General features: G+C 59.1%; 17 protein-coding genes. 5 read left to right on the forward strand and 12 right to left on the reverse strand.

The annotated features are described in order from the left end of the window. Positions 1–3: 3 nt before the first annotated feature. From I6E60_RS13835 to I6E60_RS13850, 4 genes are all read right to left on the reverse strand, one after another. The gene (locus I6E60_RS13835) at positions 4–1,431 is read right to left on the reverse strand and encodes a serine/threonine-protein kinase (RefSeq protein WP_197126613.1); all 1,428 of its coding nucleotides are present in this window, start codon (positions 1,429–1,431) and stop codon (positions 4–6) included. A 120-nt stretch (positions 1,432–1,551) separates the two neighbouring features. Continuing rightward, the gene (locus I6E60_RS13840) at positions 1,552–2,346 is read right to left on the reverse strand and encodes a PP2C family serine/threonine-protein phosphatase (protein WP_197126604.1); all 795 of its coding nucleotides are present in this window, start codon (positions 2,344–2,346) and stop codon (positions 1,552–1,554) included. Between the two features lie 19 nt (positions 2,347–2,365). Beyond that, on the reverse strand, positions 2,366–2,983 hold the full coding sequence (locus I6E60_RS14715; protein ID WP_197180940.1) for an FHA domain-containing protein: 618 nt from the start codon (positions 2,981–2,983) through the stop codon (positions 2,366–2,368). A gap of 43 nt (positions 2,984–3,026) precedes the next feature. Further along, complete coding sequence (locus I6E60_RS13850; RefSeq protein WP_197126601.1) at positions 3,027–4,463, reverse strand: aminobutyraldehyde dehydrogenase; 1,437 nt, start codon at positions 4,461–4,463, stop codon at positions 3,027–3,029. 122 nt (positions 4,464–4,585) lie between these two features. On the opposite strand from I6E60_RS13850, the gene I6E60_RS13855 reads away from it, so the two are divergent. From I6E60_RS13855 to I6E60_RS13875, 5 genes are all read left to right on the forward strand, one after another. Further along, the gene (locus I6E60_RS13855) at positions 4,586–5,068 is read left to right on the forward strand and encodes an Lrp/AsnC family transcriptional regulator (protein WP_197108937.1); all 483 of its coding nucleotides are present in this window, start codon (positions 4,586–4,588) and stop codon (positions 5,066–5,068) included. 33 nt (positions 5,069–5,101) lie between these two features. Continuing rightward, positions 5,102–6,484, forward strand: coding sequence for an aspartate aminotransferase family protein (locus tag I6E60_RS13860; RefSeq protein WP_197126599.1), 1,383 nt, complete (start codon positions 5,102–5,104; stop codon positions 6,482–6,484). A 55-nt stretch (positions 6,485–6,539) separates the two neighbouring features. Next, a complete protein-coding gene (locus tag I6E60_RS13865; RefSeq protein ID WP_231601658.1) occupies positions 6,540–7,592 on the forward strand; it encodes a hypothetical protein in 1,053 nt (350 codons plus the stop codon). 92 nt (positions 7,593–7,684) lie between these two features. Further along, on the forward strand, positions 7,685–8,197 hold the full coding sequence (locus I6E60_RS13870; RefSeq protein WP_197180942.1) for a methylated-DNA--[protein]-cysteine S-methyltransferase: 513 nt from the start codon (positions 7,685–7,687) through the stop codon (positions 8,195–8,197). Continuing rightward, positions 8,194–8,784, forward strand: a complete 591-nt coding sequence (locus I6E60_RS13875; RefSeq protein WP_197180944.1) for a DNA-3-methyladenine glycosylase I — start codon at positions 8,194–8,196, stop codon at positions 8,782–8,784. The genes I6E60_RS13870 and I6E60_RS13875 overlap by 4 nt, the downstream gene beginning before the upstream one ends. 17 nt (positions 8,785–8,801) lie before the next feature. Here I6E60_RS13875 and I6E60_RS13880 read toward each other — a convergent pair whose 3' ends face one another. Genes I6E60_RS13880 through I6E60_RS13915 form a run of 8 tightly spaced genes read right to left on the reverse strand, consistent with a single transcriptional unit; the run spans position 8,802 to position 15,914 of the window. Continuing rightward, positions 8,802–9,551: a YaaA family protein gene (locus I6E60_RS13880; protein WP_197126592.1), complete on the reverse strand. Its 750-nt coding sequence runs from the start codon at positions 9,549–9,551 to the stop codon at positions 8,802–8,804. Further along, on the reverse strand, positions 9,548–10,069 hold the full coding sequence (locus I6E60_RS13885; protein ID WP_197126589.1) for an ATP-binding protein: 522 nt from the start codon (positions 10,067–10,069) through the stop codon (positions 9,548–9,550). The genes I6E60_RS13880 and I6E60_RS13885 overlap by 4 nt, the downstream gene beginning before the upstream one ends. Before the next feature lie 10 nt (positions 10,070–10,079). Next, complete coding sequence (locus I6E60_RS13890; RefSeq protein WP_197180946.1) at positions 10,080–10,340, reverse strand: F0F1 ATP synthase subunit epsilon; 261 nt, start codon at positions 10,338–10,340, stop codon at positions 10,080–10,082. Positions 10,341–10,342: 2 nt separating this feature from the next. Next, on the reverse strand, positions 10,343–11,911 hold the full coding sequence (gene atpD, locus I6E60_RS13895; RefSeq protein WP_231601659.1) for a F0F1 ATP synthase subunit beta: 1,569 nt from the start codon (positions 11,909–11,911) through the stop codon (positions 10,343–10,345). Positions 11,912–11,931: 20 nt separating this feature from the next. Further along, on the reverse strand, positions 11,932–12,831 hold the full coding sequence (locus I6E60_RS13900) for a F0F1 ATP synthase subunit gamma (RefSeq protein ID WP_197126585.1): 900 nt from the start codon (positions 12,829–12,831) through the stop codon (positions 11,932–11,934). Between the two features lie 50 nt (positions 12,832–12,881). After that, positions 12,882–14,519: a F0F1 ATP synthase subunit alpha gene (gene atpA / locus I6E60_RS13905; protein ID WP_197126583.1), complete on the reverse strand. Its 1,638-nt coding sequence runs from the start codon at positions 14,517–14,519 to the stop codon at positions 12,882–12,884. 37 nt (positions 14,520–14,556) lie between these two features. Next, complete coding sequence (locus tag I6E60_RS13910) at positions 14,557–15,351, reverse strand: F0F1 ATP synthase subunit delta (RefSeq protein ID WP_197126581.1); 795 nt, start codon at positions 15,349–15,351, stop codon at positions 14,557–14,559. Beyond that, a complete protein-coding gene (locus tag I6E60_RS13915; protein WP_197126579.1) occupies positions 15,351–15,914 on the reverse strand; it encodes a F0F1 ATP synthase subunit B in 564 nt (187 codons plus the stop codon). Before I6E60_RS13915 ends, I6E60_RS13910 begins: the two co-directional genes overlap by 1 nt. Positions 15,915–15,924: the final 10 nt, after the last annotated feature.

Raw genomic sequence — 15,924 nt, forward strand, 5'->3', positions numbered from 1 at the left:
TCATTACTGCAACACCGCACACTTCTGCGCGCTCGCTGCACCAGATTTGCCGTCGCGAGTTACCGTTACCGAGATACAGACGTTCTCTCCCGACTCCGCGTCAACCACGAAGCTGGGCTCTAGCTGCTGCACGGGAGGCTGATTGTCTGTCGTAGTGATTTGGTACCGGTCGCCCGGCTCAAGACCGGGGTCGAGCCACGAGAACTCCACGACATCAGTCGAAACCGAAGCGCTGATATCGCTCACGGTCGGGATGTCAGTCGAGCCCGACTGCAATTGGACAAGCGTGACGGTGGCACCGAGAACGACTACGAGAGCTGCAACCGCTACACCGATCCAGGCGATCGTCTGCATGCCGCGGGTACGAGGAATCGGGCTCATCCCTGTCTTGCGGCGAGACATCTTGCCTTCAGCCGCTTCGCTTTCGAACGAGCCAAAGCTGTCATCGATGGCGGCAGGGCGTCGGCGCTTGCGACGCTGTGACGACGTCATCGGCGCGGCCTGACCCGGACGCACTCGCGTGCGGTCTTCAAGCTCAGCGACAGTCGCGAGCGCCCAGTCATCCATGGCAACTTCGATGGCAGTCTGCGAGAGCCCCAATTCGGATTCCACGGCCTGCAGTTCATGCACGAGTTCCAGCACGCTGCCCTGGCGCGCTTCAGGCTTGCGCGACATGGCACGGTTGAGCGCACGCTCCAGGCTCTCGGGCACATCGCTGCGACCGGTCGCGCGTGGCTTTGCGCGGTTGATTCGAGAAATGAGGTCGGTCGACTTGTTCGATTCCCCCGGAACTTCGAAGGGTGAGCGCCCGGCCAAGAGCGAGTACACGGTCGCGGCATAGGACCACAACTCGGACTCAATCGTGCCGGCCGTCTCATCCATCAGCACTTCTGGAGCAGACCACGGGATCGACATACCAACGGCTTCGAGATTTTCAGACTCGCTCAGCGTTGCGGCAATGCCAAAGTCAGACAGCACCGGATGCCCATAAGCGGTCGTCAATATGTTGGACGGCTTAATGTCTCGGTGCAATACGCCCGCACGGTGGGCCGTCTCGATGGCGCTGCCGATCTTGATCGCGATCCGCAGCACTTCGGGCACCGGCAGTCGCTCCATGCGGTAGCGCTGGCTGAGAGTGGAGGAACACAGTTCCATCACCAAATAGGGGCGACCATCAGACGAGACACTCGCCTGGTACACCGTGAGGATTGAGGGGTGCGAACTGAGCTGTGCCATAAGGTTCGCTTCAGCCTGAAACATGAGGCGAACCTGGTCGTTGACGACCTCGCTGAGCATAACCTTGACGGCGACTTGGCGACGCGGCATATTCTGCTCATACAAGAACACATCGGCGAATCCACCGGAGCCCAAAACGTGCACATGTGAGAACCCGGGCAGGGCAGGCGGATCTGAGGGCAGTCTTCGAGCCACAGAAACACCCCTAACATGTCGTCGAGTTCGATCATTCTAAGTGAGGAAAGCACTCACAAATCGGATTCTGCCCCTTGTCTGGGGTCAGATTGTCTGTCCCCAGTATGGAGGACTAGACGACTATGTCGCTGTAGGCACTTCTAACACGTCGATCACAATGGCCGTGATGTTGTCGCGACCGCCGCTGTCGAGTGCGGAATCAATGAGTTCTGTCACAGTTTCCTCCGCCGAATTATGCTGTGCGAAAATCCGTGAAATCTCAACGTCTGAAACCTCGCGGGTGAGGCCGTCCGAGCAGATCAAGAGCCGCTGACCGCGCTGAATCGGAAGTATCCAGAAGTCGGGCGACGGGGTCGCGTTGAAGCCCACTGCGCGAGTGATGATGTTGGCATCAGGATGATCTTCCGCTTCTTCGCGGGAAATCACCCCGGCATCCACAAGATCCTGAACAACCGAGTGGTCTCGCGTGACCTGTACCAGTCGATCGTTCTCGTAGTCGTATACGCGGCTGTCACCGACGTTGAAGACAGCGAAGCTTGCCGATTCGTGGTGCTCTGTGATCACGACGCCGGTGACGGTCGTGCCAACCCCCAACTCGCTGTCTTGAGCGATGAGGCTGATGTAGTCGGTCGCCCGTTCGAGAGCGCGTTCCACGGCGCGAGCAGGCAAAAAATCACCCGTAATCGCGTCGTCGAGCCTCTCCACGACCGCAGCGCTCGCCAAATCGCCAGCGGAGTGACCGCCCATGCCATCGGCCACAGCGAACATGGGAGAACGCGCGACGTAGCTGTCCTCATTTGCGGCGCGCCGATGGCCCGTATGAGTTCCCGCAGCCCACGCAAACGTAAACGTTTGTTGTTCTCGCCCTGGTAGAGCGATGGTGTGCTTCGGGTTGTTGCCGCCGATTTCGGTCACGGCTACCTTCCTGCCCGTTTTACTCCAGACGCCGCCGAGGCAGAATCCGAATAATGTTTCCGTCCCCAATATCCACCAGCGTGCCGGTCGAAACGACCACCGACTCACCCTGACGGAGTTTTCGTGCAGCATTGCCTGGCACTTGAACGATGGAACCGTTCGTTGATCGCAGATCAGTCACGATCACCGAAGCTCCCAATTGTCGCACTTCGACGTGCGTCTCAGAGACTTCGCGCAGCGGAGATTGCACCGCAACCAAGCGTGGCCCAACGCCCTTGACGATGCGCGGCGGTCGTGGATCACGACCGAATACGCACGCGTGCTCAAGTGAATGAGCCTGCCCCGTTCCGTCGAGTTGCACTCGGTAGTACATCGCAGATGACTCGGATGCCGCCGGCGGCGAAGTCTGCTGAGGAGGCTTCACTTGGGCTGCGGCGCGCGCCCGTAATCGCGCCGCCTCCTGAGCGGAGGTCGCTGACGCCTGCTTCGCGTGGGCCTCCACCGGACGCTCGTACGGCTGCACGGTAACCGGTCGACGTCGAGAACTGAGAATGACTGTGTCATCGAGGTCAGGAACGTTCGACCACGCTGTGGGCCGCTGGCCCGCCGTTATCGTGTCATCAAAGTCTTGCCTCACGCCGCAATCTTAGACACGCTTGACGTTTTCTCGTGGGAGCGCGTCACGCTTGTCCGATAAAACTCATCACGTGTTTGATTCGCGTGTAGTCCTCGAAGCCGTAGCTCGAGAGATCTTTGCCATATCCGGAGTGCTTGAAACCGCCGTGGGGCATTTCCGCGACAATCGGAATGTGGGTGTTAATCCACACGCAACCGAAGTCGAGGTGCTTTGCGAATCGCATTGCGCGACCGTGATCGCGAGTCCACACGCTCGAAGCCAAACCGTAGTTGACGTCGTTGGCCCACTCCAGCGCTTGGTTCTCATCCGTGAATTTCTGGACGGTGATGACGGGGCCGAAGATTTCATTCTGCACGGCGGAGTCGTGTTGCTGCAGCCCAGAAACGATCGTGGCTTCGTAGAAGTAGCCCTGGCTGCCTTGGCGCGTGCCTCCGAGCTCGACGTGAGCGTGCGAGGGCAACTCCTCGATCACGCGTGACACTTGAGCAAGCTGGTTCGCGTTGTTGACGGCACCGAAATAGACGTCTTCGTTTGGCGCACCCGTTGTCGCGTTGTCACGCGTCCAGGCTACGAGGGCTGCCACGAATTCGTCGTGTACTTGCTCGTGCACGATCACTCGGGTGGCCGCGGTGCAGTCTTGGCCCGCGTTGAAATAGCCTGCGGCCCCAATTCCGGCGACGGCGGACTCGATGTCGGCATCGTCAAAGACGATGACCGGAGCCTTGCCGCCCAGTTCCAAGTGCACACGCTTGAGATCAACGGATGCTGCCTTAGCGACTTCCATTCCCGCCCGCACCGATCCCGTAATCGACACCATCTGTGGCGTCTTATGGTCGATCATGAGACCGCCAGTGGTGCGGTCTCCCGTCAGAACATTGAAGACGCCGGCTGGCAGGAACTCCGAGGCGATCTCGGCGAACAGCAGGGTAGCCGAGGGTGTCGTGTCGCTGGGCTTCAGCACCGTCGTGTTGCCTGCGGCGATTGCCGGGGCAACTTTCCAGACGGCCATGTTGAGTGGGTAGTTCCACGGCGCTACTTGACCAATTACGCCGATCGGCTCGCGGCGAATCGATGACGTGTGGTCCTTCATATACTCGGCAGAGGCCATGCCCGAGAGGTGTCGAGACTCTCCCGCAAAGAATCGGATCTGGTCAACGGAGAGCATGATCTCGTCCGCGACGAGACTGGCGCGAGGCTTTCCGGTGTCTTTCGATTCAAGGTCAGCGAATTCGTCGGCGCGTGCTTCCATGGCATCGGCGATGCGGAACAGGGCGAGTTGGCGCTCCGAGGGGGTGGTTTCGCCCCAGGTCTCGAAGGCGGTGGATGCGGCAGCGTAGGCAGCGTCGACGTCGGCCGCCGACGAAACAGGCGACTCTGCGTAGCTGTGTTCAGTCGCGGGGTCGATCACGTCGAAACTGGACTCGGTGCGCGCGGCTACATACTCGCCGTTGATGAAGTTCTTGATTTCTGAAGCGCTCATGCGTCAACGATAGCGAGGGTGTCCTCCGGAATCTACCCGCAGACTGACGGTTTCCGCAGCAAAATCACTATTTTGATTCGGAATCGCTTGCAGAAGCGGGTTTGAACTGACAAAATCGAGGCATGACCACCCCGTCGCGTAGTTCCGCAAACAAGCCTGTGCATCTTGACGACGTTTCAAAGGCCATCATCGAGCAGCTTCAGAACGATGGCCGACGCTCCTACGCTGAGATCGGTAAGGCAGTTGGCCTCAGTGAAGCCGCCGTGCGTCAGCGCGTGCAGAAGCTGACAGACTCCGGCGTCATGCAGGTCGTCGCGGTTACCGACCCCATGCAGCTTGGCTTTTTTCGCCAAGCCATGATTGGCATTCAGGTCTCGGGAGACACAACCGTCGTTGCCGAAACGATCGGAAAACTGCCCGCTGTCGACTATGTCGTTCTCACCGCTGGCAGCTTCGACATCCTCGCCGAAGTGGTCTGCGAAAACGACGACGACTTGATCGACCTTCTCAACCGCGACATTCGCGGGATCGACGGCGTGCGTTCGACGGAAACCTTCGTCTATCTGCGCCTCCACAAGCAGTTCTACAACTGGGGAACACGCTAAGCGTTCCTCACAACCCTCAAGAAAGCGTCAGCCATGTCAGAGTACGACGAAGCCGATCTTCAACAAAAAGCCAAAGACCACCTGTGGATGCACTTTTCTCGCCAATCGGTGATGGAAGACGGTGCCGGGGTTCCCATCATTGTGCGCGGCGAAGGCCACCACATTTATGACAGCAAAGGAAACAAGTACTTCGACGGCTTGAGCGGACTTTTCGTGGTCAATGCTGGCCACGGCCGCAAGCGCCTCGCCGAGGTTGCCGCCAAGCAGGCCGAAGAGCTCGCGTTCTTCCCGATCTGGTCCTACGCGCACCCCAACGCCATCGAATTGGCAGATCGTCTGGCTGGCTACGCGCCCGGCGACCTCAACCGTGTGTTCTTCTCCACCGGCGGCGGCGAAGCCGTTGAGACTGCATTCAAGCTGGCTAAGCAGTACTGGAAGCTGCAGGGCCGTCACACTAAGCACAAAGTAATCTCCCGCGCGGTTGCCTACCACGGCACCCCTCAGGGCGCTCTGGCCATCACCGGCATCCCCGGAATGAAGGAGATGTTTGAGCCTCTCGTTCCTGGTGGCTTCCGCGTGCCGAACACCAACTATTACCGCGCAGAGGAAATGGGCTTCCACGGCACCGAAGAAGAATTCGGACTGTGGGCGGCCAACCGCATCGAAGAAATGATCCTCTTCGAAGGCCCTGAGACTGTTGCAGCCGTATTCCTCGAGCCCGTGCAAAACTCGGGTGGATGCTTCCCGCCTCCCCCCGGCTACTTCCAACGTGTTCGCGAGATCTGTGACGAATACGACGTACTGCTGGTCAGCGACGAAGTCATTTGTGCCTTTGGTCGCCTTGGCCACATGTTTGCGTGCGACGCCTACGACTACGTTCCCGACATGATCACGTGTGCCAAGGGAATGACGAGTGGCTACTCGCCCATCGGCGCCACAATCGTGTCTGACCGCATCTACGAGCCCTTCAAGCACGGCGCTACAACCTTCTACCACGGCTACACCTTCGGCGGACATCCGGTTTCCGCTGCGGTTGCCCTGGAGAACCTCGACATTTTCGAAGAAGAGAAGATCAACGAGCACGTTCGCGAGAACTCACCGAAGTTCCGGGCTGCCCTTGAGCGCCTGCTCGACCTTCCTATCGTCGGCGATGTGCGTGGCGATGGATACTTCTTTGGCATCGAGCTTGTGAAAAATAAGGCGACAAAAGAAACCTTTAACGAGGACGAATCAGAGCGCCTGCTCCGCGGGTTCTTGTCGAAGGCGCTCTACGAAGCCGGCTTGTATTGCCGAGCGGATGACCGTGGCGATCCTGTGATTCAGCTGGCACCACCGCTCACGATCGGACCTGCCGAGTTTGACGAGATAGAATCAATCCTGCGCTCGGTCTTGACCGAAGCATGGAGCCGTCTCTAGAACTCACCAGGTTCGCCCCTCCCTCTGACCCCACGGCTCAGATAGAGTTCTTTTCGTGAGCACTGAGGATAAATCGCTAACGCAGCGTCCCCACGAAAGCGATGCGCGCATTACCGTTGCGCGCGTTATCGCGATCGTGCTCGCTGTCGCGCTCAATCTCGTGGTCATTGCGGGTGGTGTCTGGGCGCTGACCAACCAGCAGCGCATCTCGGATCAGTTCGCGGTGTGGGACTTTGAGCCATCGGCGACGGTGAAAGCGTATGTAACTACCGCTGCCATGTCCGAAGAGGGCCAGTTCCTGTTCTACGCCAGTCATCCCAAGATTGAAACGAACCCGATTTTCAACACCACGTGCTCCAACGTGGAAGAGAATTTCGGCGTGCTCGGGTGCTACTTTCCGAGCAGCAAGTCGATCTTTCTCTTTGATGTGACGGATGAGCGACTCGACGGCATCGAAGAAGTCGTCGCTGCCCACGAAATGTTGCACGCCGCGTGGGATCGCATGTCGAGTGAAGAGCAAGACGCTTTGACTCCCCTACTTGAGGCAGCCGCCGAAAGCATGAAGGATGATCCCGAGTTTGCGACGACCCTTGAGTTCTACGCGAAGACGGAGCCTGGCGAGCGCGCGAACGAACTGCATTCCATCATCGGTACCGAGTTTGCTGATCTCACTCCGGAACTTGAGGCTCACTACGCGACATACTTCACCGACCGTGCCACCGTTGTAGCGCTTCACGAGAAGTCGAACGCTGTCTTCACCGAACAGTTGGAGGCCAGCACGAAACTCGTCGAGCAGCTGGACACTCTTCGCGCGAGCATCGATGACGACTACGCGACCTACAACTCTGGCTATGACCAGCTCAACGACGATATCGACAGCTTCAATTCACGCGCCGATGAGGGCGATTTCAACACCCTCGATCAGTTCAACAGCGAACGCAACGAACTCATAAGTCGTCAGGATTTCCTCAACACTCTCTATGATTCCATCGAAGCGGATGTCGATACCTACGACGACCTGGTGAAGCAGCTTGAGGCGCTCAACACGACGATTAGCGAACTCAACCAGAGCATCAACATCGAGCCGCGCAACGAAGACGGCATCTAACACCTCTCCTCACCAGCATCCCAATTCCTCTCGGAATTGCAATGTCCGAAAATAGCCAGCGGCCCAGAAACAGCACAGCGTACGCTCGACACATGCACACGATCACATCCCCCTCCACAGAGGTCGCGTACCTACTCAGAGTGCCGTCACCTATCGGCCGCATCGAGCTTACGAGCGACGGCGAGCACGTCACAGGGCTCGCCATCGAAAGCTCGGGCGCACTCCCTCACGATCAGCAGCCTGAAGCTTCGTGCGCGGTGCTCGTGCAGGCTGCTCAGCAGCTCGCCGAGTATTTCGCGGGAACGCGTCGATCCTTCGACCTCCCGCTATCCATGATTGGCACCGAGTTTCAGCGTTCGGTGTGGCTCCAGCTCGGTCAGCTCCCCTTCGGCGCTGCAGTGTCATATGCCGACATCGGGCGCGCTACCGGGCGACCGAGTGCGGGCAGAGCCGTCGGCGGCGCTGTCGGAGCCAATCCCATCCCGATCATCGTCCCCTGCCACCGCGTACTGGCTTCAAACCAGCGCATCACCGGCTATAGCGGTGGCGAAGGCGTTCCCACCAAGGTGTGGCTGCTCAAGCACGAGGAGATCGCTCACAAGTGAGCGATCGTGAAGCACTGATTGTCGGCCCCGACGGCCGAGCTCGGTGCAGCTGGGTGGGCGACGACGAGCTGTATCGCAAGTACCACGATGACGAGTGGGGAAATCCGCTGCGCGGCGATCACCGCCTATTCGAGAAGATCATGCTCGAAGCATTCCAGGCTGGGTTGTCGTGGATCACGATCCTGCGTCGGCGCGAGGGCATCCGCGAAGCCTTCGATCAGTTTGATGCGGCAACGATCGCGAACTACGGCGATGACGACGTGGCCCGGCTCCTCGACGATCCGCGCATCATTCGCAATCGCCTCAAAGTCTCCGCCGCCATCACCAACGCGAAAGCGACTCTCGCGCTGACGGAGAACGCCCCGGGCGCCCTCGACACCCTTCTCTGGAGCTTCGCTCCCCCCGCTCGCCATGAACGGCTGCGCACTTTTACTGAAGTACCGGCCATCACCCCCGAGTCCACCGCCATGAGCAAAGCGCTCAAGGCACACGGCTTTCGCTTTGTGGGACCGACGACGATGTACGCGCTCATGCAGTCTGCCGGCATGGTTGATGACCACCTCGAGGGCTGCTGGCGCGTGGCGTAGTCGCAGCGCTGCGTGAGCTATGCGTTCTCCACGACGAGGTCTAGCTCGCCAGGGGCACCATGCTCAAGACGGAAGCCTGCGCCGTTCGCCCAAGTAAGGAGCGAATCGATCGAGTTATGGTCGATTCCCGCTCTGATGAGAGCACGCGCAAAGAGTCCTTTGGACTTTTTGTTGAAGTGACTGAGCGCGACCCGTTTGCCGTCAGCGCCTTCGGTCACCACCCGGAGGTAAATGCTGTCGGCGGATGCAGCACCCAGTTGGGTGTAAGCCTCCGACCGAAAGTCGAGCTGGAGCCCCTCAACCGCGGCAAGCGCCGCAGATACTGGTGCACGCCAGTACCGCTTCAACGGGAGGCCGGGCACCTTTGAATTGTGGGAAAGTCGGTAGGCCGGGATGGGATCTCCCGCGCCGATCGGACCAAACAATGCGGAGTGCACGACCACGCTTTTTTCAGCGAAGGCCCATTCTTCAGGAGTGAGCGACGCGGCATCCAGTCCATCGAAAAGAACACCCGTATAGCGCTTGAGGGCGGGCATCACTGGTGAAGCCTCAAGAGTGCGGTTACGTTCAACCTCGAACAGCTGCTTCGCGCTGATACCTAAAGCCCGCTGCGCTGCGTCAGTATCGCCCGCCAGCTCAATGAGAGCGTGCGACAGCGCATTTCGTTCCTCAGTAAGTTGAGGGAACGAGAGCTGAGTTAAGTCGAGCGCGGCGTTATCGTCTCCCCCGTCACGCTTTGTTTCAGAGGGTGGGAGAAGAATGATCACGCGTCGAGGAACGCGGATGCCCGTTCGACGTTCACGCCGATGGGGCCTGCCGAGTCGAGAGTGATGCGCGCGACAGCGCCGCTCACTCCGCCCCACGGAGAATACTCTTCAACGCTCTGCTCTACTGCGTCACGATCGGGTGCGCCCGCGAGTGCACGCTTCGCAGCGCGTTCCACAAGTCGTTCTTCGTGCACAGCTTCGTCCGAGCACACCACTTCGATGAAGCGGATGCCGGAGCCGGTGCGTTCCGCGAGACTGACCCATTGTTCACGGGCCGGATCTACCGCGTTGACGGCATCGATGATGATGTCATCGTCGTTAAGCAAGACTGATTCTGCTAGCGCCTCAGCCACCAGATAGGCAGCAAGTCCGATGGGTTGTCCGGCACTGATGCCGGCCTTCAGAATTGCTGTCTCGATCTGGTCGACTGAGAGCACGGTGGTCTTGCGCCGGGCGCCCACGACCTCTGCGATCGTGGTTTTTCCTGCGCCCGGCAACCCGGCCATCGCTATAAGCATGATTAGAAAACTAGACGAGTTCAGCGGTGCTTGCCACCACTGTTACGGTGTTGTGCTCAACCGAGAGGAAGCCGTTGTCCGCGGTAGCGGTCACGTTCTTGCCATCTACGGTGGTCACACGAACTTCTCCCTGAGCCAGAATCGCGAGAAGCGGTTCGTGGCCGGGAAGGATACCGATCTCACCTTCAGTGGTGCGAGCGACGAGCTGGCTCGCCTCCCCCGACCAGATTTCCTGGTCGGCGGAGACGACGCTCACTGTCAGAACTGCCATTGTTAGGAGTTCTCTTTCTGAATCTTCGCCCACTGCTCTTCGACATCGTTGATGCCACCGACGTTGAAGAACGCCTGCTCAGCAACGTGGTCGAACTCGCCCTTGACGATCGCGTCGAACGACTCGATGGTCTCCTTGAGCGGAACAGTCGATCCCTCAACACCGGTGAACTTCTTCGCCATGTAGGTGTTCTGCGAGAGGAACTGCTGGATGCGACGTGCGCGCGATACGGTGATCTTGTCTTCTTCAGAAAGCTCGTCAACACCGAGGATCGCGATGATCTCCTGGAGTTCCTTGTTCTTCTGCAGAATCTGCTTCACGTTGGTCGCGACACGGTAGTGGTCGGCACCTAGGTAACGGGGGTCGAGGATACGACTCGTCGAGGTGAGCGGGTCAACGGCGGGGTAAAGACCCTTCGATGCGATTTCACGGCTGAGCTCAGTCGTGGCGTCGAGGTGGGCGAAGGTGGTTGCCGGAGCCGGGTCGGTGTAGTCATCGGCAGGAACGTAAATTGCCTGCAGCGACGTAATCGAGTGACCACGCGTCGAGGTGATGCGCTCCTGAAGGATACCCATCTCGTCGGCGAGGTTCGGCTGGTAACCAACGGCGGAGGGCATGCGGCCCAGAAGGGTCGATACTTCAGAACCGGCCTGAGTGAAGCGGAAGATGTTGTCGATGAAGAGCAACACGTCTTGCTTCTGCACATCGCGGAAGTACTCAGCCATGGTGAGAGCAGAGAGCGCAACGCGAAGACGCGTTCCTGGCGGCTCATCCATCTGGCCGAAGACTAGAGCGGTCTTCTCGAAGACGCCTGCTTCATCCATTTCAGCGATGAGGTCGTTACCTTCACGGGTACGCTCACCAACACCGGCGAATACGGAAACTCCACCGTGGTCCTGAGCCACACGCTGGATCATCTCTTGGATAAGAACGGTCTTACCGACACCGGCACCACCGAACAGACCAATCTTTCCACCCTGAACGTACGGGGTGAGAAGGTCGATGACCTTGATACCGGTCTCGAAGAGCTCAGTCTTCGATTCAAGCTGGTCGAATGCCGGGGGCTTGCGGTGGATGGGCCAGCGCTCGGTGATCTCAACGGTCTCGCCATTGACCTTGCCGTCTTCATCCGCGTTAAGGATTTCACCGGTAACGCTGAAGACCTTGCCCTTGGTGACGTCACCCACGGGAACCGTGATCTGGTTGCCCGTGTCGCGAACTTCCTGGCCACGAACGAGTCCGTCAGTCGGCTTGAGCGCGATGGCACGTACGACGTCATCGCCGAGGTGCTGTGCAACCTCAAGTGTGATCTCGGTAGTTTGGCCGCCGATCGTGACGTTGGTCTTGAGGGCGTTGTAGATTCCCGGGATCGAATCGTGGGGGAACTCTACGTCTACGACCGGACCGGTTACGCGCGAGATGCGGCCGATACCGGCAACAGTTGCCGCAGCAACCGTCTTAGCTGCTGCCTTCTTGGCAGGAGCCTTCTTGGCTGGTGCCTTTGCAGCTGCTGCCTTTGTGGTTGCTGCCTTTGCAGCGGGGGCCTTTTTGGCCGGGGCTTTTTCAGTCATGGCTTCCCTATCTATGGTTCTTACTTAGCCGAGCTGAGGGCGTCCGCGCCGCCCACGATCTCGGAAATCTGCTGGGTGATCTCCGACTGACGCGCGTTGTTGGCCAAGCGCGTGTAGTCGTTGATGAGCTTGTCTGCGTTGTCGCTTGCAGACTTCATTGCCTTCTGCGTTGCCGCGTGCTTTGCAGCAGCGGACTGGAGCATGGCGTTGAAGATACGGCTCTCGATGTACACAGGAAGCAAGGCGTCGAGCACCTTGTCTACCTCTGGTTCGAACTCGTAGAGCGGAAGAATCTCCGACTCCTCGGGCGCCTCAACACCCTCAACGATCTCCAGTGGGAGAAGACGAACGACCTCAGGAACCTGCAAAAGCATGCTGACGAGGCGGTTGTAGACGATATGAATCTCGTCCACTCCACCTTCGCTTGCCGGCTGCAAGAACTTGCTGACGACTGCATCGCCGATTTCCTTAGCGATTTCGAACTCTGGTGAGTCCGTTCCGCCAGTCCAAATCTGTTCTGCGTCACGCTTGCGGAAAGCAAAGTAAGCGGCGGCCTTGCGGCCCACGAGGTAGTACACAACCTCTTTGCCTTCAGCTTCGAGTCGAGCAGCGAGCTCGCCAGCTTCACGAAGAACGTTCGAGTTGAACGCTCCCGCGAGTCCGCGGTCACTCGAGAAGATGAGGACCGCTGCGCGGTCGATTGACTCTGGTTCGGTTGTCAGCACGTGATCGACATTCGAGAAAGTCGCCACCGCCGAGACGGCGCGAGTGACCGCACGTGAGTACGGACCCGATGCAGCAACCCGCTGCTTCGCCTTTTGAATGCGCGACGCGGAGATCAGCTCCATCGCGCGTGTGATCTTCTTGGTCGTCTTGGCAGAACTAATTTTCTGCCGGTAGACCCGAAGTTGCGCTCCCATGGCTTTCTAACTTTCTATGTCGTGTTGGTCGATGATCACTGGTGCAGAGCTCAGCGCTTCTGCTTGACGATCTTCTCTTGAGCGATGTCTTCTTCAGCGATCTCTTCGAACTGCTCAGAACCAACGGAGTTGAGGGACTTACCCTCACCCGTCTGGAAGCCAAGCTTGAAGGCTTCAACTCCGGCATCCATGTCGGCGATCAGCTGGTCGTCGAGGGCGTTCTTCTCGCGAAGGGTGTCGAGAACCTTGGTGTTGCGGGCGAGGTAGTCGTGCAGCTCGCTCTCAAAACGCAGGATGTCTTCAACAGGAACCTCATCGAGCTTGCCGTTGGTGCCGGCCCAGATCGAAACGACCTGCTTCTCGACGGGGAACGGCGAGTACTGCGGCTGGCGAAGCAGCTCGGTGAGGCGAGCGCCTCGAGCAAGCTGGCGACGGCTGGTGGGGTCGAGGTCGGATGCGAACATCGCGAATGCTTCGAGCGAGCGGTACTGAGCAAGCTCAAGCTTCAGCGTTCCCGAGACCTTCTTGATCGACTTGACCTGAGCGTCACCACCCACACGCGAAACCGAGATTCCGACGTCGACGGCGGGGCGCTGGTTAGCGTTGAAGAGGTCAGACTGCAGGAAGATCTGGCCGTCGGTGATCGAGATCACGTTGGTCGGGATGTACGCTGCGACGTCGTTGGCCTTGGTCTCGATGATGGGAAGACCCGTCATCGATCCGGCACCTAGCTCGTCCGAGAGCTTGGCACAACGCTCGAGCAGACGGGAGTGCAGGTAGAACACGTCACCGGGGTATGCCTCACGCCCTGGCGGACGGCGCAGGAGCAGCGATACCGCACGGTAGGCCTCAGCCTGCTTCGAGAGGTCATCGAAAATGATCAGTACGTGCTTGCCGCCGTACATCCAGTGCTGGCCGATGGCCGAACCGGTGTAAGGAGCAAGGTACTTGAAACCTGCGGGGTCGGATGCGGGAGCAGCCACGATGGTGGTGTACTCCATGGCGCCGGCTTCTTCGAGTGCGCCCTTGACGGCAGCAATCGTCGAACCCTTCTGGCCGATAGCGACGTAGATGCAGCGAACCTGCTTGTTCTCGTCGCCGGACTCCCAGTTTTCCTTCTGGTTGATGATGGTGTCGATCGCGATGGCCGTCTTACCGGTCTGGCGGTCACCAATGATGAGCTGACGCTGTCCACGGCCGATCGGGATCATGGCGTCGATTGCCTTGATACCGGTCTGCATGGGCTCGTGGACACTCTTGCGGTCCATGACGCCGGGAGCCTGAAGTTCAAGAGCACGACGGCCCTCAGCCTTGATCTCACCCAGACCATCGATCGGGGCGCCCAGGGGGTCAACCACACGACCGAGGAATGCGTCTCCGACGGGCGCGGAAAGGACTTCGCCTGTGCGAGTTACTTCCATGCCCTCGACGATGCCGGTGAATTCACCGAGGATTACAACACCGATCTCGTCTTCGTCGAGGTTCTGAGCGAGGCCCAGAGTTCCGTCAGCGAAGCGAATGAGTTCGTTGGCCATGACGCCGGGGAGGCCGTCAACGTGAGCGATACCGTCGGCAGCGTCTACGACGGTGCCCGTTTCGGTTGTCGCAGCCTTGCCAGGCTCGTAAGCCTTGACGAAGTCCTTGAGCGCGTCGCGGATCTCGTCCGGACTGATGCTGAGTTCTGCCATTGTGTTTTCCTATTCCGTGGAAAGGTCTGCTAACTCGCTAGCCCGCGAGTTGGATCCTGAGGTCATTGAGCTTGGTGGAAACGCTGCCGTCGATGACTTCGTCACCGATTTGAACGCGTACCCCACCGATGAGCGAGGGGTCAATACGAACGTTGAGCTTGAGCTCGCGTCCGTAATTCTTGGTAAGGCCGGCGCGCAGACGTTCGAGCTGTGCGGCCTTCAACGGCGCGGCAGTCGTAATTGTCGCGACTGACTTGCCCGCTTGGTCAGCCACGATGTCAGCGGCTGTTGCGACGAGCTCGCCGATGCGGCGGCCACGCGGCTGCTGCACGAGCTGGTCGATGATGGCGATTGACTGATCGGAGGCTTTGCCTGCGAGCAGTTCGCGAACCAAGGACGACTTCGATGCAGCGGAACCAAGTTTGCTTCCGACAGCGAGTTCCAACTCAGCATCGGATGACACAGTGTCGCCGAAAGCGAACAGTTCGTCATCAATGGAGAGCTTCGCCGGAGCGGACTTAGCGATTGCGCGAATGCCGATCTCTTCGATTCCTGCAAGCAGGTCATCGGCATCCGACCAACGAACACTCACGATGGCTGTAAGTACGGTGCGCGCTGACGCGCTCAGCGACGAGAAAACCGAACCGACAATGGCGGCCTTGTCTTTCGCAGCGGCGGCAGGATCGGCCAAAGCGGAGCGCAGTTGAGCGGAATCGCCCACGACACGCCCTGCTTCAAACAGCTCTGCGCCAGTGGCCAGAGAGTTCTTGACAGTGACGGATGACAGAGCATCCTTCGCTGCTACAAGCGCTTCTCTCGTAGCTGATCCCATTACTTCTTCGCCTTCGCCTTCTCTGAAGCCTCAAGGTCAGCCAGGAACTGGTCGACGAGTGCGGAGGACTTCTTGTCGTCCGTCAAGCTCTGCCCGATAACGCCCGATGCGAGGTCGATGGCCATGGAGCCAACTTCGCTGCGGAGCGAGACGAGAGCTGCTTGGCGCTCTGCTTCGATCGTGGCTTGTGCGTTCGCAGTGATGCGAGCAGCCTCAACCGTTGCCTGCTCTTTGAGCTCGTTGACGATCTCGGTGCCCTCAAGTCGTGCCTGTTCGCGAATCTTCGCGGCCTCGGCACGCCCTTCGGCGAGTTGCGTCTTGTACTGCTCAAGAGCTTCAGCGGCTTCAGCCTGAGCGATCTCAGCCTTCTTGATGCCACCTTCGATGGCCTCAGCGCGAGCATCGAGCGTCTTCGTCAGTGCCGGAAGAAACTTCTTCCAGAAGAAGAACAAGATGATCGCGAAGCAAACCAACGACCAAATGATGTCGTAATCTGCGGGAAGAAGCGGGTTGATTACATCAGCCTCAGTGTCTTCTGCAGCAGCCAGTAGTGCGCTAAGCATCCCAGCCTCC

This window comes from Salinibacterium sp. SWN167, from assembly GCF_015864665.1.
Classification (GTDB): domain Bacteria; phylum Actinomycetota; class Actinomycetes; order Actinomycetales; family Microbacteriaceae; genus Rhodoglobus.